At 69.5% G+C, this 19,802-nt stretch carries 21 protein-coding genes; 7 read left to right on the forward strand and 14 right to left on the reverse strand.

Annotated elements, in window-relative coordinates; all coding sequences use genetic code 11:
• Nucleotides 1–25: 25 nt before the first annotated feature.
• A complete protein-coding gene (locus EV683_RS10285) occupies nucleotides 26–1,255 on the reverse strand; it encodes a pyridoxal phosphate-dependent aminotransferase (RefSeq protein ID WP_131862721.1) in 1,230 nt (409 codons plus the stop codon).
• Nucleotides 1,256–1,449: 194 nt separating this feature from the next.
• Here EV683_RS10285 and EV683_RS10290 point away from each other — a divergent pair, with 194 nt between their 5' ends.
• Nucleotides 1,450–1,812, forward strand: coding sequence for an Mth938-like domain-containing protein (locus EV683_RS10290; RefSeq protein WP_131862722.1), 363 nt, complete (start codon nucleotides 1,450–1,452; stop codon nucleotides 1,810–1,812).
• A 146-nt stretch (nucleotides 1,813–1,958) separates the two neighbouring features.
• Here EV683_RS10290 and ubiB read toward each other — a convergent pair whose 3' ends face one another.
• From ubiB to queA, 6 genes are read right to left on the reverse strand one after another with little or no spacing between them, the layout of a single operon-like run.
• Nucleotides 1,959–3,479 (reverse strand): ubiquinone biosynthesis regulatory protein kinase UbiB, encoded by a 1,521-nt coding sequence (gene ubiB / locus EV683_RS10295; protein ID WP_131862723.1) that lies wholly within the window; start codon nucleotides 3,477–3,479, stop codon nucleotides 1,959–1,961.
• Between the two features lie 7 nt (nucleotides 3,480–3,486).
• The gene (locus tag EV683_RS10300) at nucleotides 3,487–4,086 is read right to left on the reverse strand and encodes a ubiquinone biosynthesis accessory factor UbiJ (RefSeq protein WP_066613433.1); all 600 of its coding nucleotides are present in this window, start codon (nucleotides 4,084–4,086) and stop codon (nucleotides 3,487–3,489) included.
• 13 nt (nucleotides 4,087–4,099) lie between these two features.
• Nucleotides 4,100–4,729 carry a LysE family translocator gene (locus EV683_RS10305; protein ID WP_131862724.1) on the reverse strand — a complete coding sequence of 210 codons (630 nt, stop codon included), beginning with the start codon at nucleotides 4,727–4,729 and terminating at the stop codon, nucleotides 4,100–4,102.
• 31 nt (nucleotides 4,730–4,760) lie between these two features.
• A complete protein-coding gene (gene ubiE / locus EV683_RS10310; RefSeq protein ID WP_131862725.1) occupies nucleotides 4,761–5,498 on the reverse strand; it encodes a bifunctional demethylmenaquinone methyltransferase/2-methoxy-6-polyprenyl-1,4-benzoquinol methylase UbiE in 738 nt (245 codons plus the stop codon).
• Between the two features lie 3 nt (nucleotides 5,499–5,501).
• Complete coding sequence (locus tag EV683_RS10315) at nucleotides 5,502–5,873, reverse strand: gamma-butyrobetaine hydroxylase family protein (protein ID WP_131862726.1); 372 nt, start codon at nucleotides 5,871–5,873, stop codon at nucleotides 5,502–5,504.
• On the reverse strand, nucleotides 5,870–6,904 hold the full coding sequence (gene queA, locus EV683_RS10320; RefSeq protein WP_131862727.1) for a tRNA preQ1(34) S-adenosylmethionine ribosyltransferase-isomerase QueA: 1,035 nt from the start codon (nucleotides 6,902–6,904) through the stop codon (nucleotides 5,870–5,872). The genes EV683_RS10315 and queA overlap by 4 nt, the downstream gene beginning before the upstream one ends.
• Before the next feature lie 240 nt (nucleotides 6,905–7,144).
• On the opposite strand from queA, the gene aroQ reads away from it, so the two are divergent.
• From aroQ to EV683_RS10350, 6 genes are all read left to right on the forward strand, one after another.
• Nucleotides 7,145–7,594, forward strand: a complete 450-nt coding sequence (gene aroQ, locus EV683_RS10325; protein WP_066613445.1) for a type II 3-dehydroquinate dehydratase — start codon at nucleotides 7,145–7,147, stop codon at nucleotides 7,592–7,594.
• 34 nt (nucleotides 7,595–7,628) lie between these two features.
• The gene (gene accB / locus EV683_RS10330) at nucleotides 7,629–8,093 is read left to right on the forward strand and encodes an acetyl-CoA carboxylase biotin carboxyl carrier protein (RefSeq protein ID WP_131862728.1); all 465 of its coding nucleotides are present in this window, start codon (nucleotides 7,629–7,631) and stop codon (nucleotides 8,091–8,093) included.
• A gap of 193 nt (nucleotides 8,094–8,286) precedes the next feature.
• Nucleotides 8,287–9,645 carry an acetyl-CoA carboxylase biotin carboxylase subunit gene (accC, locus tag EV683_RS10335; RefSeq protein ID WP_131862729.1) on the forward strand — a complete coding sequence of 453 codons (1,359 nt, stop codon included), beginning with the start codon at nucleotides 8,287–8,289 and terminating at the stop codon, nucleotides 9,643–9,645.
• Nucleotides 9,645–10,541 (forward strand): 50S ribosomal protein L11 methyltransferase, encoded by an 897-nt coding sequence (prmA, locus tag EV683_RS10340; RefSeq protein ID WP_066613452.1) that lies wholly within the window; start codon nucleotides 9,645–9,647, stop codon nucleotides 10,539–10,541. Before accC ends, prmA begins: the two co-directional genes overlap by 1 nt.
• Nucleotides 10,538–11,605: a DUF3426 domain-containing protein gene (locus EV683_RS10345; RefSeq protein ID WP_131862730.1), complete on the forward strand. Its 1,068-nt coding sequence runs from the start codon at nucleotides 10,538–10,540 to the stop codon at nucleotides 11,603–11,605. Before prmA ends, EV683_RS10345 begins: the two co-directional genes overlap by 4 nt.
• A 103-nt stretch (nucleotides 11,606–11,708) precedes the next feature.
• A complete protein-coding gene (locus tag EV683_RS10350) occupies nucleotides 11,709–12,245 on the forward strand; it encodes a thioredoxin domain-containing protein (protein ID WP_131862731.1) in 537 nt (178 codons plus the stop codon).
• 60 nt (nucleotides 12,246–12,305) lie between these two features.
• Here EV683_RS10350 and EV683_RS10355 read toward each other — a convergent pair whose 3' ends face one another.
• The 7 genes from EV683_RS10355 to hemE all read right to left on the reverse strand — a co-directional run bounded on the left by EV683_RS10355 (nucleotide 12,306) and on the right by hemE (nucleotide 19,611).
• Nucleotides 12,306–13,310 carry an NAD(P)H-dependent glycerol-3-phosphate dehydrogenase gene (locus EV683_RS10355; protein WP_131862732.1) on the reverse strand — a complete coding sequence of 335 codons (1,005 nt, stop codon included), beginning with the start codon at nucleotides 13,308–13,310 and terminating at the stop codon, nucleotides 12,306–12,308.
• Nucleotide 13,311: 1 nt separating this feature from the next.
• On the reverse strand, nucleotides 13,312–13,755 hold the full coding sequence (locus tag EV683_RS10360; RefSeq protein WP_131862733.1) for an SH3 domain-containing protein: 444 nt from the start codon (nucleotides 13,753–13,755) through the stop codon (nucleotides 13,312–13,314).
• Between the two features lie 2 nt (nucleotides 13,756–13,757).
• Entirely contained in the window at nucleotides 13,758–14,210 is a 453-nt protein-coding gene (gene secB / locus EV683_RS10365) for a protein-export chaperone SecB (protein ID WP_066613471.1), read from the reverse strand.
• 101 nt (nucleotides 14,211–14,311) lie between these two features.
• Nucleotides 14,312–14,569, reverse strand: coding sequence for a glutaredoxin 3 (gene grxC / locus EV683_RS10370; RefSeq protein WP_066613474.1), 258 nt, complete (start codon nucleotides 14,567–14,569; stop codon nucleotides 14,312–14,314).
• Nucleotides 14,570–14,621: 52 nt separating this feature from the next.
• Nucleotides 14,622–15,968: a D-alanyl-D-alanine carboxypeptidase/D-alanyl-D-alanine endopeptidase gene (dacB, locus tag EV683_RS10375; RefSeq protein WP_131862734.1), complete on the reverse strand. Its 1,347-nt coding sequence runs from the start codon at nucleotides 15,966–15,968 to the stop codon at nucleotides 14,622–14,624.
• Between the two features lie 62 nt (nucleotides 15,969–16,030).
• A complete protein-coding gene (locus tag EV683_RS10380) occupies nucleotides 16,031–18,202 on the reverse strand; it encodes a primosomal protein N' (protein ID WP_131862735.1) in 2,172 nt (723 codons plus the stop codon).
• A gap of 344 nt (nucleotides 18,203–18,546) precedes the next feature.
• Nucleotides 18,547–19,611 carry a uroporphyrinogen decarboxylase gene (gene hemE / locus EV683_RS10385; protein ID WP_131862736.1) on the reverse strand — a complete coding sequence of 355 codons (1,065 nt, stop codon included), beginning with the start codon at nucleotides 19,609–19,611 and terminating at the stop codon, nucleotides 18,547–18,549.
• Between the last annotated feature and the right edge of the window lie 191 nt (nucleotides 19,612–19,802).

Consider the following 19,802-nt stretch of genomic DNA (forward strand, 5'->3'; position numbering starts at 1 on the left):
GCCCTGCGAGAGGGCCGCTCCGGGACTACAGCGTGCCGTGGCGGCGGCGGTAGTCCTCGAGGAAGCGGCCGATACGGCCGAAGGCCTCGGTCAGGTCGTCGGTATTGGGCAGGAACACGACGCGGAAATGGTCCGGCGCGATCCAGTTGAAGCCGGTGCCCTGCACCAGCAGCACCTTCTCCTGCTGCAGCAATTCGAGGATGAACTGCTGGTCGTCGACAATCGGGTACATCTCGGGGTCGAGGCGCGGGAACAGGTAGAGCGCGCCCTGCGGCTTGACGCAGGAGACGCCGGGGATCTCGGTCAGCATCTTGTACGCGAGGTCGCGCTGGCGCCCGAGGCGGCCGGTCGGCAGCACCAGGTCGTCGATGCTCTGGTAGCCGCCCAGCGCGGTCTGGATCGCGTACTGGCCGGGCGCGTTCGCGCACAGCCGCATCGACGCGAGCATGTTCAGCCCCTCGATGTAGTCGCGCGCGTGCTTCTTCTCGCCCGACACGCTCATCCAGCCGGCGCGAAAGCCGCAGGCGCGGTAGTTCTTCGACAGGCCGTTGAAGGTGACGCACAAGACGTCGGGCGCCAGGCTGGCGATCGAGGTGTGCTTCGCGCCGTCGTACAGCACCTTGTCGTAGATTTCGTCGGCGTAGATGATCAGCTGGTGGGTGCGCGCGATCTCGACTAGCCCAGCGAGGATCCAGTCCGGGTACAGCGCGCCGGTCGGGTTGTTCGGGTTGATGACGACGATGGCTCGCGTGGTCGGCGTGATCTTGGCGCGGATGTCGTCAAGGTCGGGCAGCCAGCCGGCCGACTCGTCGCAGCGGTAGTGGGTTGCGCGGCCGCCGGCGAGGCTGACCGCCGCCGTCCACAGCGGGTAGTCCGGCGCCGGCACCAGCACCTCGTCGCCGTTGTCGAGCAGCGCCTGCATCGCCATCACGATCAGCTCGGACACGCCGTTGCCGATGTAGATGTCCTCCATGCCGACGCCCGGCAGCTGCTTTTCCTGCGCGTAGTGCATGATCGCCTTGCGCGCCGAGAACAAGCCCTTCGAGTCGGTGTAGCCCGAGGCGTTCTGCAGGTTGGCGATCATGTCCTCGATGATCTCGTCGGGCGCGAAAAAGCCGAACGGCGCCGGGTTGCCGATGTTCAGCTTGATGATGCGATGGCCTTCTTCCTCCATCGCCTTGGCGTGCTCGAGCACCGGGCCGCGGATGTCGTAACAGACGTTGGCGAGTTTCTGCGATTTGTGGACGGGCTGCATGCTGGCTTACCGATCTTTGTCGACGCCGCCTGACGAAGCGGCTGTATAGGTTGATGTCCGATGGGTGGTGCGAAGTCCTGGCCGGCACGGGCCGCGTGGGCGCCAGGGCGGGTATAATCGTATCCGAATCCGTGGTGCGCTGCACGAACCTGTCGACGGCGGCGGCGCGCCCAGCCAAAGCGAGACCCTGCCCCATGAAACTGCATCAATCCAAGCTCAACGGCAACCTGTTCACCGGCTACGGCGACGGCTTCGTGCTGATCAACGCCGAGCGCCACGAAGGCAGCCTCGTCGTCACCGCCGACAGCGTCGCGCCGTGGGCGCCGGCCAGCTTCGACGCGCTCGAGGCCGAGCACTTCGCCGCCATCGCCGCGCTCGCGCCCGAGGTGGTACTGTTCGGCAGCGGCAAGACGATCCGTTTTCCGCACCCGCGCCTGACCGCCGCGCTGACCGAGCACGGCGTCGGCGTCGACGTGATGGACACCCAGGCCGCCTGCCGCACCTTCAACATCCTGATGGCCGAGGACCGCAAGGTGGTCGCGCTGCTGCTGACCTGAGCGGCCCCCGAACCGCCACAAAAGCCAAAAGCTTGGCCGAGCCCCGCGACGCGGGCTCGGCCAAGCTTTTTGCCGGGCGCCGGGCGCGCGCCAAGAAAAGGGCCGGGCGCAATGCCCGGCCCTGCCCCGTCGCCCCGCCCCCGCGCTCAGCGCCAGAACAACAGGCCGAGCAAGAGGAGCGCGATCACGCCCAACAGGAAGTTCTGCCGCTTCTGTTCGCGCATCAGCTGCGTGTAGCCGGCGATCAAGAGCTCGGCGTGGTTGGCCGACAGCGCCTCGTTGATCTTCCTCGGCAAGGCCGGCAGCGTGCTCGCCCAGTTCGGCGCCTCGTTCCTGATCGTCTTGACGAGACCGCGCCAGCCGACCTGCTCGTTCATCCACTTGACGAGGAAGGGCTTGGCGGTCGCCCACAGGTCGAGGTCCGGGTCGAGCTGGCGCCCCAGGCCCTCGATATTGAGCAAGGTCTTTTGCAGCAATACCAGCTGCGGCTGGATCTCGACGTTGAAGCGGCGGCTGGTCTCGAACAGACGCAGCAGCACCAGGCCAAACGAGATCTGGCTCAAGGGCTTCTCGAAGATCGGTTCGCACACGGTGCGCACCGCCGCTTCCAGTTCCTCGGCGCGCGTGTCCTTCGGCACCCAGCCCGACTCGATATGCGCGGTGGCGACGCGGTGGTAGTCGCGGTTGAAGAAGGCGAGGAAGTTGACCGCCAGGTAGTGCTTGTCGGTTTCGGTGAGCGAGCCGACGATGCCGAAGTCGAGCGCGATGTAGCGGCCGTCCGGCGCGACGAAGATGTTGCCCGGGTGCATGTCGGCGTGGAAGAAACCGTGCCGGAACACCTGGGTGAAGAAGATCTCGACGCCGAAGCGGCTCAATTTTTTCAGGTCGACGCCGGCGTTGCGCAAGGCGTCGATCTGCGACACCGGGATGCCGCGCATCCACTCCATCGTCATCACGTTGCGCGAGCAATAGTCGAAGTACACCTCGGGCACGATCAGCTGGTCGGAGCCGACGAAGTTGCGCCGCAGCTGCGAGGCGTTGCCGGCCTCGTGCATCAGGTCGAGCTCGTCGTGCAGGTGGCGGTCGAACTCGGCGACCACCTCGCGCGGTTTCAGCCGCTTGCCGTCGGGCAGGTAGCGCTCGACCAGGCCGGCCAGCGTCGCCATCAGCGCCAGGTCCTGCGCGATCACCGGCGCGATACCGGGGCGCAGCACCTTGACCGCGACCTCGCGCCCCGGCGTGCCGTCCGGCTGGCGCAGCCGCGCGTAGTGCACCTGCGCGACCGAGGCGCTGGCGACCGGCGCGAGGTTGAATTCGGCGTAGATCGCCTCCAAAGGTTGGCCGAGGCTGACTTCGACGACGCGGCGCGCCTCCTCGCCCGGGAACGGCGGCACCTTGTCCTGCAAGCGCGCCAGCTCGTCGGCGTAGTCTGCCGGCAGCAGGTCGCGCCGCGTCGACAGCACCTGGCCGAACTTGACGAAGATCGGGCCGAGCGCCTCGAGCGCGAGACGCACGCGCACCGGCAAGGGCTGCGACAGGTCGCGCGGGATCGGCGCGAGCCGTATCAGGCCGTGGATCAGCCTGAGACGCGGCCGGCCCGCGAAGAATTCGTCGAGGCCGTAACGGTAAAAGGTCGAGGCGATTTTGATGAAACGGGCAAGACGCATGTAAGGATCAACCGCCCTGCTCGTCGCGGGCGTCGCGGGATGGGGAGAGGGCCGCCTCGAGCCGCGCGAGGCGTTTGTCGCAGCGCTCGACGTCGTCGCGCAGCGTGTCGACCGCGGCGACGAAACGGTTCACGTCGTGTTTTTTCGCCAGCAGCGGCGCTTCCTCGCGCAGGTGCTCGAACCAGTTCTCGGCCAGCCGCCAGCCGACGGCGCCCTTGAGGCCGAGCGCGCTTTTGACCACGCCCTCGAGCCGGTGCGCGGCGGCGTCGCCGACCAGCCGCGACGCGTCCTCGGCGGCGTCCCACTTCATCCGCGCGATCACGCGTGCGACGTGGCCGGCCAGCTCGGCGTCGCCCTCCAGGAGCACGTCGGACAGCGCCGGCTCGCGACCGGTCAGCGTCGAGAGCGCCGCGCCGGGCTTGAGGCGCACGGTCGCCTCCGGCTCGCCCTCGCAGGCGGCCAGCCAGCCCTCGTCGGTGATCACGCCCTCGACCGCCAACGGCGGCAGGCGCACCGCGACGCGGCGGCCGGCGCGGTGCGCCAGCTCGGCGCGCAGCGCCGGGTGCTGGTTGATCAGGTGGTTGAACACGGCGATGGTGATGCGCATGACGGATCGGTCCTTACGCCGCGTGCGAACGCGACAGCAACAGTTGAACGCCCAGGCCGACGAACAGCGCACCACAGGCGCGGTTGAGCCAGGCCGACGCCGCGCCGCCGCGCAGCAGCGCGCCCAGCCGCGCGGCGCTCAGCGCCAGCGCGAGGCCCCACAGCGTGCCGGTGGCGACGAAGGTCAGCCCGAGCAGCACGAAGGGCGCACCGCCGGCGCCGGGCGCGACGAACTGCGGCAAAAAGGCGAGGAAGAACAGCGCGACCTTGGGGTTGAGCAGGTTGGTCAGCCACGCCTGGCGGAACAGCGCGGCGCTCGAGAGCGCGACCGCCTCGGCCGGCCCGGCCGACGTCGCACGGCCGGCCCGGAAGCTTTGCACGCCGAGCCACACGAGGTACAAGGCGCCGGCGAGCTTGACCGCCTCGAACGCCAGCGCCGAGGTCGCCAGCACCGCCGACAGGCCGGCGGCGGCCAGCGCGGTGTGCGACAGCGCGCCGGCGCCGATGCCGAGCGCCGACAGCACGCCGGCGCGGCGACCGCGCGCGACACTCTGGCCGACGATGAACAGCGTGTCCGGCCCCGGGATCAGATTCAGCATGACGCTGGCGGCGACGAAAGCGCCGAAATGCTGGATACCGTCCATCTCCCCTCCGCTTGCGGCGCGACGCGCCGACTCAGAACTTGTAGCCCTTGTGCAGCGCGACGACGCCGGCCGACAGGTTGTGGTAGTCGACCTTGCCGAAGCCCGCCTCGACCATCATCTGCTTCAGCGTTTCCTGGTCCGGGTGCATGCGGATCGATTCGGCGAGGTACTGGTAGCTTTCGGCGTCGCCGGCGACCAGCTTGCCCATGATCGGCAGCGCCTTGAACGAGTAGATATCGTAGAACGGCGACAGCGGCTTCCATACCTTGGAGAACTCCAGCACCAACAGCTTGCCGCCGGGCCTGAGCACGCGGTGCATTTCCTTGAGCGCCGCGTCCTTGTGCGTCATGTTGCGCAGGCCGAAGGCGACCGACACCAGGTCGAAGTAGTTGTCCGGGAACGGCAGCTTCTCGGCGTCGGCCAGCGACACCGGCAGCACGATGCCCTCGTCGAGCAGGCGGTCGCGGCCGACGGTCAGCATCGAGCTGTTGATGTCGGTCAGCCACACCTCGCCGGTCTTGCCGACGCGCTTGTGCCAGCCGCGCGACAAGTCGCCGGTGCCGCCGGCGATGTCGAGCACCTTGTCGCCCGGCTTCACACCGGCGGTGTTCAGCGTGAAGTGCTTCCACACGCGGTGCAGGCCGCCCGACATCAGGTCGTTCATCACGTCGTACTTCTGCGCCACCGAGTGGAACACCTCGGCGACCTTCTGCGCCTTTTCCGATTCGGCGACGTTCTTGAAGCCGAAGTGGGTCTGTTGTTCGCTCATGCCTCAATCCCTCGCTGCGCCGGCCGCGGCCAGGCGGTTCAGATAGTCCTGCCAGTACTGTTCGCGCCTGGCGCCCAGTTCATAGAGATAGCTCCAGCTATAGAGGCCGGAGTCGTGCCCGTCGGTGAACACCAGCTTGACCGCGTAGTGGCCGACCGGTTCGATCGCGCTGATGTTCACGTCGCGCTTGCCGACCTGCAGCACCGCCTGGCCGACGCCGTGACCGCGCACCTCGGCCGACGGCGAGTAGACGCGCAGGTATTCGCACGGCAGCTCGAAGCGCGCACTGTCGTCGAAGGCGATCTCGAGCACCTTAGACTGCGCGTGCAATTGCAGTTCGGTCGGCATCGGGGTGTTCGGGTTCAGTCCGCTCATGCTTGCGTGTCCTTTTCGCGCTCGAGCAGCATCGCGTCGCCGTAGCTGAAGAAGCGGTATTCCCGCTCGACCGCGTGCGCGTAGGCGGCGCGGATGTGCTCGTAGCCGGCGAAGGCCGACACCAGCATCATCAGCGTCGACTTCGGCAGGTGGAAGTTGGTCAGCAGCCGGTCGACCACCTGGAAGCGGAAACCCGGCGTGATGAAGATGTCGGTCTCGCCGCGCCCGGCGACGAGCGCGCCGCCCTGCGCCGCCGATTCGAGCGCGCGCATGCTGGTGGTGCCGATCGCCATCACGCGGCCGCCGTTCGCTTTCGCGTGGGCGATCGCCTCGACGGTCGCCGCCGGGATCTCGTAGATCTCGCTGTGCATCTTGTGTTCCAAGATGTTGTCGACCCGCACCGGCTGGAAGGTGCCGGCGCCGACGTGCAGCGTCACGTAGGCGAGCGTCACGCCGCGCGCCTCAAGCTCGGCCAACATCGCGTCGGTGAAGTGCAGGCCGGCGGTCGGCGCGGCGACGGCACCCTGCTCGCGCGCGTAGACGGTCTGGTAGCGGGCGTCGTCGTCGGCGTCGGTGTCGCGCTCGATATACGGCGGCAGCGGCAACTTGCCGGACGCGTCGAGGATGTCGAATACGTTGTCGGCGGCCAAAAAGCGCAGCTTGAACAGTTCGCCGACGCGCTCGACCATCTCGGCCTCCCAGCGCCCGGCGAAGACGATGCGACCGCCCGGCTTGGGCGACTTGCTGGCGCGCACGTGGGCGAGCACGGTGTGTTCGTCGAGCACGCGCTCGACGAGCGCCTCGACCTTGCCGCCCGAGGCTTTTTCGCCGAACAGGCGCGCCTTGATCACGCGCGTATCGTTGAACACCAGCACGTCGCCGGCGCTAACCTGCTCGGCGAAAGAGGCAAAGACGCTGTCTTCGAGACGCGGGCCGTCGACCAGCAAGAGGCGGCTGGCGCCACGCTCGGCCGGCGGGTGCTGGGCGATCAGGTGTTCGGGCAGGTGGTAATCGAAATCGGAAAGCTGCATGGCAAAATCTGGATGCGGAATCGGCCCATTATACCCCGAGCCCCGCGGCAGGTCGCGCCGACGCGGCCGAATGACGCTTGCCAAGGCGGCAGCGGGCGTGCATGCTAGAGCGCTGACTCCATTTTGCCACGCCGCCCTCTCCCCAACTGGCGGCGCTCCGGTTTAATTTCCGCAAAAGCTAGACATCTTGCAGCCATTTGCGGCAAACTCGCGCCCATATTAACGACCACATCGCCGTTTATGACCCGGAAAATCTTGGTGCTGCACGGCCCGAACCTGAATCTGCTCGGCGTTCGCGAGCCGCAACACTACGGGCGGGACACGCTGGACGACATCAATCGTCGCCTCGCATCGCAGGCCAAGTCCGCCGGCTTCGAGCTCGAAGCGCTGCAAAGCAACGCCGAGCACGAGCTGATCGACCGCATCCACGCGGCGCTGGACGACGGCACCGAGTTCGTGATCATCAACCCGGCCGCCTTCACCCACACCAGCGTCGCCGTGCGCGACGCGCTCTCCGGGGTCAAGCTTCCCTTTATCGAGGTTCACCTTTCCAACGTGCACGCGCGCGAACCGTTCCGCCACCACTCCTACTTTTCCGACGTGGCGGTCGGCGTGATCTGCGGCCTGGGCGCCCACGGCTACGAGCTGGCGCTCGCCCACGCGCTGCGCGTGCTGGCCGCCAAGGCCTGAACCGACAAATCAGAGACCTATCCGAAGGACAACCATGGATCTGCGCAAACTGAAAAAACTGATCGACCTCGTCGAAGAGTCCGGCATCGCCGAGCTCGAGGTCACCGAGGGCGAAGAGAAAGTCCGCATTACCCGCGTCTCGGCCAACGCCCAGGTCAGCTACATTCCGCAGCCCACCTCCGTGCAGCTGCCGGCCTCCGCACCGGCGGCCGCCCCGGCCGCAGCCGCCGCGCCGGTCGAGGCCGCCGCGTCGGCGCACAACGACAAGAACACCCTGAAGTCGCCGATGGTCGGCACCTTCTACCGCAGCCCGAGCCCGGGCGCGAAGGCCTTCATCGAGATCGGCCAGTCGGTCAACGCCGGCGACACGCTGTGCATCATCGAGGCGATGAAGCTGATGAACGAGATCGAAGCCGACCGCGCCGGCGTGGTGAAAGCCATCCTGGTCGAGGACGGCCAGCCGGTCGAATTCGGCGAGCCGCTGTTCGTCATCGAATGAGGCGGCGCTGACAAGGGGTGAGGCATGAGGTTGGCTTCCGGTGCCGGCTTCGTTCCTCACCCCTTGTCGTACGCGCCCGACGGGCGCGTGCCGTGCTTGAAAATACCCCGCCGCCGGCCAGGCGGCGCTGCGACAAAGTCAAAACGCGTGGCCGCCCGCTGCGGCCTCGGCGGTTTTGTCGGGGAGACCCTCCATGTTTGAAAAAATCCTTATTGCGAACCGTGGCGAAATCGCGCTGCGCATCCAGCGCGCCTGCCGCGAAATGGGCATCAAGACCGTGGTCGTCCATTCCGAGGCCGACCGCGAAGCCAAGTACGTCAAACTGGCCGACGAATCGGTCTGCATCGGCCCGGCACCGTCGATCAAGAGCTACCTGCACGTGCCGGCCATCATCTCGGCCGCCGAGGTGACCGACTCTCAGGCCATCCACCCGGGCTACGGCTTCCTGTCCGAAAACGCCGACTTCGCCGACCGCGTCGAGCAGTCCGGCTTCGTGTTCATCGGCCCGCGCGGCGACACCATCCGCCAGATGGGCGACAAGGTCGCCGCCAAGGACGCGATGATCGCCGCCGGCGTGCCGTGCGTGCCCGGTTCCGACGGCGCGCTGCCGGACGACCCGGCGCAGATTGTCAAGATCGCCAAGAAGATCGGCTTCCCGGTCATCATCAAGGCCGCCGGCGGCGGCGGCGGTCGCGGCATGCGCGTGGTGCACACCGAGGCGGCGCTGATCAACTCGGTCAACATGACCCGCACCGAGGCGGCCGCGGCGTTCGGCAACCCGACCGTGTACATGGAGAAGTTCCTCGAACACCCGCGCCACATCGAGATCCAGGTGCTGGCCGACGAGTACGGCAACGCGATCTACCTGGGCGAACGCGACTGCTCGATGCAGCGCCGCCACCAGAAGATCATCGAGGAAGCGCCGGCGCCCGGCATCACCGACGCGCAGCGCAAGAAGATCGGCGAAGCGTGCGCGGCCGCGTGCCGCCGCATCGGCTACCGCGGCGCCGGCACCTTCGAATTCCTGTTCGAGAACGGCGAGTTCTACTTCATCGAGATGAACACCCGCGTGCAGGTCGAGCACCCGGTGACCGAGATGATCACCGGCATCGACATCGTGCAGGAGCAGATCCGCATCGCCGCCGGCGAGAAGCTGCGCTACACCCAGGACGACGTGGTGCTGCGCGGCCACGCGATGGAGTGCCGCATCAACGCCGAGGACCCGTTCACCTTCGTGCCGAGCCCGGGCAAGATCGAGAGCTACCACCCGGCCGGCGGCCCCGGCATCCGTATCGACTCGCACATCTATCAGGGCTACACCGTACCGCCGCACTATGATTCGATGGTCGGCAAGCTGATTTCCTACGGCGACACCCGCGACCAGGCGATGGCGCGCATGCGCGTCGCGCTGTCGGAGATGGCGATCACCGGCATCAAGACCAATATCCCGCTGCACCAGGAGCTGTTCATGGACGGCGCCTTCCAGAAGGGCGGCACCACCATCCACTATCTGGAAGAACGCCTGTCGCAGCTGAAGAAGGGAGACGTGTGATGGCTTGGCAACAGGCCAGTATCGATACCGACAGCCGCGTCGCCGAGGCGCTCGCCGACGCGCTGATGGAGGCCGGCGCGCTGTCGGCCGCCATCGAGGATGCGTGGGCCGGCACCGAGCAGGAAGAACCGATCTTCGGCGAGCCGGGCGAGCCGGTCGACAAGCTGTGGCAGAAGAGCCGCATCCTCGCGCTGTTCGCCGACGACGCCGACGTCGGCGCGCTGATCGCGCTGGCGGCGCTGGCCGCCGGCGCGCCGACGCCGGCGTTCACGCTCGAAACGGTCGAAGAGCAGGACTGGGTGCGGCTGACGCAGAGCCAGTTCGACCCGATCCGCATCTCCGACCGGCTGTGGATCACGCCGACCTGGCACGAGGCGCCCAACCCGCAGGCGGTGAACCTGCAGCTCGACCCGGGCCTCGCCTTCGGCACCGGCAGCCACCCGACCACGCGGCTGTGCCTGCAGTGGCTGGACGCGCACATCCAGGGCGGCGAGACGGTGTTCGACTACGGCTGCGGCTCCGGCATCCTCGCGATCGCCGCGCTCAAGCTCGGCGCCGCCAGCGCCGTCGGCGTCGACATCGACCCGCAGGCGGTCAAGTCCAGCCGCGACAACGCCGCGCAGAACGGCGTGGTCGCCGAGTTCTTCCTGCCCGACGACGCGCCGGCGATCCAGGCCGACGTCGTGCTCGCCAACATCCTCGCCAACCCCTTGCGGCTCCTGGGCGAACTGCTGGCCGGTCACGTCAAGCCCGGCGGCAAGATCGTGCTGTCCGGCATCCTCGCCGACCAGGCCGCCGAACTGTCCGGCATCTACTCGGCCTGGTTCGACATGGACCCGCCGGTCTTCGACGAAGGCTGGACCCGACTCACCGGAACCCGACGCGCGACCGTATGAACCACGCTACCCAGTGCCCGAGCTGCCAGACCCGTTTCAAGGTGACCGACGCCCAGCTGGCGGCCGCCGAGGGCATGGTCCGCTGCGGGCGCTGCGCGCACGTGTTCAACGCGCGTGAACACCTCGAAGGCCAGACGCCGCCGCCGGCCCCGCCGGCGAGCGCTGCCGACGACTTCGAGCTCGAGCTGCCCGACTTCGACCCCATCCTGCCACCCGGTGTCGCGCCGGACGACGCAGCGCCCGAGCCGGCGCCACCGCCGGTCGAGCCCACCGCGATGGCTGCCCCCGCCGACGCGGCCTCCGAGGCCGGCGAGCGGAACGACGACCTCGACGTGTTCGAGCGCGCGCTCAAGGAGGCGATGAACGGCGGCCGCCGCGAGCCGAGCGCCACCCGCATCGAGACCCTGGCCGACGCCGGCGACGAGCGCCGCGCCCCCGTCGAGACCGCCTCCGCGGCCGAGCACCCCGAGCACCCCGAACCGGCCGAGGCGCCGGAAGCGCCCCTCCCCCTCGCCGCGCCCGAGCCGGCCGCCGCACGCGACGACGACGCGGAGGAAGACGACGAGCCCGGCCCCAGCCGCGCGCTGCTGATGACGCTGATCTTCGCGCTGCTGTCGCTGCTCGCGCTGTTGCTGCTGCTCGGCCAACTGGTCTACTTCAACCGCACCCGCATCGCCGCCGAGGTGCCCGAGCTGCGCCCGACGCTCGAGGCGGCCTGCCGCCCCCTGGGCTGCAGCGTGCCGCTGCCCGGCGACGCCGAGGCGATCCGCACCGAATGGTCGGAACTGTCCTTCGTGCCCGAGCACGCCCATCTGGTCCAGGTGTCGGCGACGCTGAAGAACCACGCGCCCTACCCGCAAGCCTTCCCGGCGATGGAGCTGACGCTGAAGGACGACGACGACCAGGTGCTGGTCAGGCGCAACTTCGCCGCCTCCGACTACCTGAAGCCGGACGATTTCAAGGCGGGCTACCTGCCCGGCAACGGCGAGGTCAAGGTGACGATGAAGCTCGACACCGGCAAGCTCAAGCCGCAGGGCTACAGCCTGCTGTGGTTCTACCCCTGAGACCCACCCCACCCGAGACGACCGCACATCCCGTGCGGTTTTTTCTTGTTTTTCCGCCATGCTCGGCCACGATGAGAAACACCATCACCGAAAGGGGAAAGACATGGACGGCTTCCGACTGCAGGTGGGCGAGGACAGGCTGCGCGTCGACGGCGACTTTCCGCGCCCCGGGGACTGGATGCCGAGCTTCATGCTGGTCGACGAGACGCTGAACGACGTGTCGCTCGAGGCCTTCCTCGGCCAACCCAAGACGCTGATCACGCTCTTGTCGCTCGACGAGGAACGGCACGGCGGCATGGCGCTGCTGCGCGCAACGCTCGCGCGGCTCGAACGTTGGCCGAGCCTTGCCCGCATCGTCGTCACCATCGACTCGCCGTTCGCGCTGGCGCGCGTACGGCGCGAGCACGGCCTGCCCGGCGTCACGCTGCTCTCGACGCTGCGCGGGCGCGACTTCCACCGCCGCTACGGCGTGCTGATCGCCGACCACCCGCTGTCCGGCTTTACCGCACCGGCGCTGATCGTCGGCGACGGCGACGACCACGTCGTCCACGCCGAGCGGCTGGCCGACGTCGACGACCACTTCGACTGGCTCGCCTGCGAGGCCGCGATGTCGCGGCTGTTCCCGGCGCTGCCGGCCTGAGCGCCGCGACAAAAGAAACGGGCTGCCAGCGGCAGCCCGTTTCGTTCGGCCCTCCCCTCGTCAGGCGAGCCGCTCGCCCGCCTCCGACTTGGGTGCCCGGCCCATCAGGTCGCCGACCACCTGCTGCGGGCTGGCGCCGTGGTAGAGCAGCGCGCACACCGCCGCCGTGATCGGCATGTCGACCTCGAGCCGCTCGGCCATGGTCAGCACCTCGCGCGCGGTCGGCACGCCCTCGGCGACGTGGCCGAGCTCCTCGAGGATCACCGGCAGCGACTTGCCCTCGGCCAGCTTCAGCCCGACCTGACGGTTGCGCGACAGCGTGCCGGTACAGGTCAGGATCAGGTCGCCCATGCCGGCCAGCCCCATCATCGTCTGCGGACTGGCGCCGAGCGCGACCGCAAGGCGGCTGATCTCGGCCAGGCCGCGCGTGATCAGCGCCGCGCGCGCGTTCATGCCGAAGCCGAGGCCGTCGGCGACGCCGGTGGCGATCGCCATCACGTTCTTCACCGCGCCGCCGACCTCGACGCCGACCAGATCGTCGTTGGCGTACAGCCGCAGACGGGTGCTGTTCAGCGCCAGCGCGGTACGGCGCGCGAAGGCGGCGTCCTCGGACGCGAGCGTGACCGCGCAGGGCAGCCCCTGCGCGACCTCGAGCGCGAAGCTCGGCCCGGACAGCGCGCCCGCGGCGGGCAGCGCGGGCAGCTCCTCGGCGACCACCTGGTGCGGCAGCAGGCTCGAGCCGGCCTCGAAGCCCTTGCACGCCCACAACAGCGGCGGCAGCGGTTGGCCGAGCGCGGCGAGCGCCCTGAGCGTCGGCCGCAGCCCGGCGATCGGCGTGACCACCAGCAAGAGTTCGGCGCCGGCCACCGCGCCCGCGAGGTCGGCCGTCAGCGCGAGCGACGCCGGCAGCGCGACGCCCGGCAGGTAACGCGCGTTCTCGCGCGCCGCCCGCATCGCGTCGACCTGTTCGGCGTTGCGCGCCCACAGCGTGACGTCGTGCTCGGCCGCGTAGGCGAGTGCGAGCGCCGTGCCCCAGGCGCCGGCTCCCAGTACCGCGATCTTCATCTCACAGCCCCCACAGGTCGTCGATGCGCGCGTAGCCTTCCGCGCCGTCGCGATGCCTCACCCTGACCCAGCCGGCCCGGGGCGGCTCGACGAGCTCGAGCACGCCGTCGCGCGGCACCGCGAAGCGCACCGCCGCGTCGGCGGCGGCGCCCGCCCTCACCTCGGCGCGCTCGGCGACGACCAGCAGCCAGCGCTGATTGGACAGCGCCGCCGCCGGCATCCAGGCGACGCCGCCGGTCGCGTCGCGCACGCGCGCCCACTCCTTCTGCGTCGACAACACCTCGACCGGGTAGTAGCGGCTGACGACGAACAACTTCTTCGCCGACAGCGCCGGCGCCTCGTAGAGCGCCACCCCGGTTTCCTTCACCGAGCGGAATTCCAGCGCCCCGGCCGACAGGCTGAACAGCCCCGCCAGGGTCGCCAACAGCCAGGCGCGCGCCGTCATGCTCAGGCCTGCGCGGTTTCGGCTTCGGCGCGCTGCTGCAGGTACAGCGACTCGAAGTTGATCGGCGCGAGCAGCACCGGCGGGAAGCCGGCGCGGTTCACCAGGTTGGACACGGTTTCGCGCGCGTACGGGAACAGGATGTTCGGGCAGGCGACGCCGATGATCGGCTCGACGTCTTCGTCGGGCACGTTGCGGATCTGGAAGATGCCGGCCTGCGCGACTTCGGCGAGGAACATCGTCTTGCCGTCGTCGAGCTTGGCGGTCACGGTCACGGTCAGCGTGACCTCGACGAAGCCCTCCTCGACCTGCCGCCCTTCGGACGACAGCTGCATGTCGATGTTGGGGGCGGCCTGCTCGAGGAAGATCTGCGGCGCGTGCGGCACCTCGAGCGACAGGTCCTTGACGTAGATCTTCTCGATGGAAAATACCGGCTGCACTTCTTGTTGATCGCTCATGCTTGACGTCTCGCAAAAAACCCCCGCGGCACGCGGGGCGTCGTTGGAATAAGGTGTCGGGCATCATCGCACAGCGGCGCCCGGCTAGAAAGGGTGGCCGTTCAGTCGGCCAAGAGCGGGTCGAGCTTGCCGGCCTGGTTCAGCGCCGACAAGTCGTCGAAGCCGCCGACGTGGGTGTCGCCGATGAAGATCTGCGGCACGGTGCGACGGCCGGTCAGCGCCATCATCGCCTGGCGGATCTCGGGGTCGAGGTCGACGCGGATCTCCTCGATCTCGGCCACGCCCTTCTGCGTCAGCAGGCGCTTGGCCATCTGGCAGTACGGGCAGACGAGGGTGGTGTACATCTTGACGGGTTTCATGGACGGACCTTTCGGATTCGACGAGGCATTATATCGGGCCGTTGCGCCACGGTCAGCGCGGCAGCCGCGCGAGCGCCTCGGCGACCAGCGCGTCGATCGCGCCGTTGCTGGATGCCGCGCTCTGGCCGTTGACGAGGGCGACCAGCGCGTAGCGGCGGCCGTCGCCGGCCTGGTAATAGCCGGCCAGCGCGCGCGCGTCGGCCAGCGTGCCGGTCTTGAGCCGCAGCCGCGGCCCCCAGTCCTTCAGGCGCTTTTGCAGCGTACCGTCCTCGCCGGCGATCGGCAGGCTGGCGGCGAACTCGGCGTACCACGGCCCGCGCGCGGCGTGACGCAGCACCTCGCCCAACAGCCGCGCGCTGACGCGCTCGCGACGCGACAGGCCGGAGCCGTTCTCGAGCACCAGCGCCTCGTCGGCGATGCCGGCTTCGGCCAGGCTTTGCCGCACCGCGCGCTCGGCGTTGGCCGGCGTGTCGCCCGGCCCCCGCCCCAGCGTCAGGTAGACGGCGCGCGCCATCGTGTTGTTGCTGTGCTTGTTGACGTCGGCGAGCACCGCCGTCAGCGGCGCCGACTCGCGTTCGGCCAACACCGCCGCGCCGGCCGGCGCCGCACCCGACACCGTCGCGCGCGGGCCGGCGCCGCCGAGCTCGCGCCACAGCGCCGCAAAGCTTTGCCCGGCAAAGTCGCGCGCCGACAAGAGGTTCAGATAGGTCTGCGCGCCGTCGCAGCCGCGCGGCAGCCTGCCCGTCACCTCGACGCGCGCGTCGTCGTGGCGGATCGCGACGTGGCCGCGCACGTCGCCGCAAGGCAGCTCGCCGCCGTCGACGAGCCGCGCGTCGAGCGTCACGCCGGGCAAGGCCGGGTCGAGCGCGGCGCGCGGCCCGGCACCGTCGTGGAAGAACTGCAGCCAGGCGACCTTGAGGTTGGTCAGGTGCGCGTCGGGCGGGATGGTGAACACCCGCTCGGCGTCGCCGTTGAAGTCGGCGGCCGGCGCGACGCGGCTGAACGTCGAGCCGTCGAGCACCAGGTTGCCGGCGATCTCGCGCACGCCGCGCCGCCGCAGTTCGCGCAGCATCGCGATCAGGTCGCCGTCGCGAAAGCGCGGCTCGCCGCCGCCTATCCACGCGAGGTCGCCCTTGAGCACGCCGCTCTCTATCGGTGCGGCGCTGACGAAGCGCGTCCGCCAGCGATAGTTGGGGCCGAGCGTCTGCAAGGCCGCCCAGCTCGTGACGAGCTTCATCGTCGAGGCCGGGTTCATCGCCGCGTCGGCGCGGTGCTCGAGCAGCGGCGCGCCGCCGTCGACGGGCGCCAGCCACAGCGCGTAGTCGCCGGCGGCGAGCGGCGCGGCGACGGCCGGCAGCGAGAGCGCCGCGACGGCGAAATGGGCGATCCAGCGGGTCATCCGGTTTTCCTTATGACGGGGCCGACGCGCGATGCGCCGACCGGACAGCGGCGATGCGCCGCTCACAACTCCTGCGGGTCGACGTCGAGCGACCAGCGCAAGGCGCGGCCGGCGCGCCTGGCCGCCGCCTCAAGGTCGGGCCGCCACGCGTCGAGGAAGGCGTGCAGCGGCGCGCGCTGCGGCGCCTCGACGATCAGCTGCGCGCGCTCGCGCCCCGCGAGCCGCGCCATCAGCGCCGGCACCGGGCCGAGCACGGACACGCCGCGGGGCGGCACCAGCGCGTCGCGCACCGCCTCGAGAAAGGCGTTGGCGTCGACGATGTCGGGTGCGTCGGCGCGCAGGATGGCCTGGCAAGTGATCGGCGGCAAGGCGGCGCTGCCGCGCTCGGCCAACAAGGTCTTGGCGTAGCCCAGCGTGTCGTGCGCGATCAGCGCGGCGAACAGCGGGTGATCCGGCCACTGCGTCTGCACCAGCACCTCGCCCGGCGAGTCGGCGCGGCCGGCGCGGCCGGCGACCTGCGTCAGCACCGCGAACAGGCGCTCGGTCGCGCGGTAGTCGGCCGAGTAGAGCCCGGCGTCGGCGTTGACGACGATCACCCGCGACAGCGCCGGAAAGTCGTGGCCCTTGGCGAGCATCTGCGTGCCGACGAGGATGTCGACCTCGCCGCCGTGCACCCGGCGGTAGATCGCGTCCCAGGCGTCCTTGCGGCCGGTCGAGTCGCGGTCGATGCGCAACACGCGCGCGCCCGGCACCAGCCGCGCCAGCGCGTCCTCGATGCGCTGCGTGCCGTGGCCGACCGGCGAGAGGTCGACGTTGCCGCAGTCGGGGCAGGCGTGCGGCACCGGCTCGATGGCGCCGCAATGGTGGCAGCGCAACCGCCGCTCCTTCAGATGCAGCACCATCTTGGCGTGGCAGTGGCGGCAGCCCGAGCTCCAGCCGCAATCGCCGCAGGCGATCACCGGCGAGAAGCCGCGCCGGTTGATGAACACCAGGCTCAGCTCGCCGCGCCGCTTCGCCGCGCGCAGCGTCTCGACCGCGGCCTCCGACAGCCCCTCGGCCAACTTCTGCCGCCGCACGTCGAGCACGCGCACCGCCGGCAGCCTAGCCGACGCGTGCGCGCGCTCGGCGAGTCGCAGCAGCCGGTAGCGGCCGCTCTCGACCTTGTAGAGCGTCTCGAGGCTGGGCGTCGCGGACCCCAGCACCACCGGCACGCCGGCGCGGTGCGCGCGCCACACCGCCAGGTCGCGCGCGTGGTAGCGCACGCCGTCCTGCTGCTTGAACGAGCCGTCGTGCTCCTCGTCGACGATCACGATGCCGAGCCGCGCCAGCGGCGTGAACACCGCCAGCCGCGTGCCGATCACGATGCCCGCCCGGCCCCGCCAGGCGTCGGCCCACGCGCTCAGGCGCTCGCCGTCGGACAACCCGCTATGCAGCGCGGCGAGCGGCGTCGCCGGGAAACGCGCGGCGAAGCGCGACAAGAGCTGCGGCGTCAGGTTGATTTCGGGAATCAGCACCAGCGCCTGCCGGCCCTCGGCCAAGGTTTTCTCGATCAGCCTCAGATAGACCTCGGTCTTGCCGCTGCCGGTGACGCCGAACAGCAGCCAGGCGGAAAAGCCTTCGCGCGCGCCGATCTGCGCCAGCGCGTCGGCCTGCGCCGCCGTCAGCTCGGGCCCCGCCGCGACCGGCGCGCCGCGCCAGTCGACGTCGACGCGCTCGAGCCAGCCGGCGGCCTCCCAGTCGGCCAAGAGCCGGCTGGCCTGCCCGGCGAGCGCGCGCGCCGCCTCGCGCGTCAGCGGCCCCTCGACCAGCGCCAGCCACAAGGCGCGCTGCGCCTTGGCGCGCGCGGCCGGCGGCTCGGCCAAGCTTCCGGCCGCCGACAGCCGCCATGGCCGCGCGTCGGCCAGCCGCACCGGCGCCGCGTCGCGCAGCGCGGTCGGCAGCGCGGTCGCCACGACCTGCCCGATCGGCGCGTGGTAGTAGCCGGCGACAAAGCGCACCAGCTCCAGCCAGTCGGACGGCAACGGCGGCAACTCGTCGAGCACCGCGTCGACCCGCTTGAGCTTGTCCGCATCGCCCTCTTGCGCGCCGGGACCGAGCACCACGCCGGCCAGCCGCCGGGAACCGAAGGGAACCGCCACGCGCGTGCCGGCCGGCAAGGGCGAATCGGCCAGATAGGTGAAGGTGCCCGGCAGCGGCACGTCGAGCGCGACCTCGACCCGCCATTCGTTCGACATTATCGCCTCCGGGCCGGCAAAGCCGCATGGCGCAAGGCTTGGCGCGGGCTGTGCACAGAACATGTGGATAACTTTGTGGACAAGCGCTCACCCGGAGACAGAAAGCCGCTCCGGGCGCGGCTTTTGCTGGTTTGCACAAAAATTAATCAAATGTTAAAACCTTTATTTTTCAAAGACTTGTCGCAATCGCAAAAAGTCGGCGCACCGGGCTTGACAAGGCATTCCGGGCAAGCGTCGGGCTGTGCATAACTTGAAGATCAAACGTCGTTCGCCGTGTCAAGCCCGCCCGCACCGCGAAAAAAAGGCAAGCCCGAGCGGCTTGCCTTCGCGCGCGACGCGTCCGTTTATGCCATGTGGTACGGGCGCGACAGGCGATGCACCGCCTCGACCAGCACACCGGCATGCGCCGGGTCGACGAACTGCGAGATGCCGTGGCCGAGGTTGAACACGTGGCCGCTGCCGGCGCCGTAGGCGGCGAGGATGCGCGCGACTTCGCGCTCGATCGCCGCCGGTTCGGCGAACAGCGCGTTCGGGTCGAGGTTGCCCTGCAGCGCGACCTGGTCGCCGACGCGCGCGCGCGCCAGGCCGATGTCGGTGGTCCAGTCGAGGCCGACGCAGTCGGCGCCGATCGCGGCGATATCCTCGAGCCACTGGCCGCCGCCCTTGGTGAACACGATCACCGGCACGCGGCGGCCGTCGGCCTCGCGCTTGAGGCCGGCGACGATCTTCTGCATGTAGGCGAGCGAGAATTCGCGGTAGGCCGCGTGCGTCAGCGCGCCGCCCCAGGTGTCGAAGATCTGCACCGCCTGCGCGCCGGCGTCGATCTGCGCGTTCAGGTAGTCGGTGACGGTCTGCGCGTTGACGTCGAGGATGTGGTGCATGAGCTCCGGGCGGCTGTACAGCATCGCCTTGACGTGGCGGAAGTCGGCCGAGCCGCCGCCCTCGATCATGTAGCAGGCGAGCGTGAACGGGCTGCCGGAGAAGCCGATCAGCGGCACGCGGCCGTTAAGCGCACGGCGGATCGACGACACCGCGTCGAACACGTAGCGCAGCGAGTCGAGCGCCGGCACCGCCAGCGCCTTGATCGCCGCCTCGTCGCGCAGCGGGCGCTCGAACTTCGGCCCCTCGCCCTCGGCGAAGTAGAGGCCGAGGCCCATCGCGTCGGGCACGGTCAGGATGTCGGAGAACAGGATCGCCGCGTCGAGCGGGAAGCGGTCCAAGGGCTGCAGCGTCACCTCGGTCGCGTAATCCGGGCTGGTGCACAGACCCATGAAGCTGCCGGCGCGCGCGCGCGTGGCGCGGTATTCCGGCAGGTAGCGGCCGGCCTGGCGCATCATCCAGATCGGGGTGTAGTCGACGGGCTGCTTGAGCAGCGCGCGCAGGAAGGTGTCGTTCTTCAGTTCGGTCATGATCGCGGCCGGGCAATGGGGACAATGGAGCGATTATACCGGCTCGGGCCGCATCGAGTCGTGCGCCGCACGTTGACCCGCCGCAAACGTTGGCCGTGACCTGCTCCCCCTAAACAGGGCCACCTGAAACTTAGTAAAGTTCGTTTTATACGAGGAGAACGGACTTGAAGAAGCGGTTCACGGAAGAGCAG

Origin of the sequence: Crenobacter luteus (assembly GCF_004345725.1) — a bacterium.
In the GTDB taxonomy this organism is placed as follows: Bacteria; Pseudomonadota; Gammaproteobacteria; order Burkholderiales; family Chromobacteriaceae; genus Crenobacter; species Crenobacter luteus.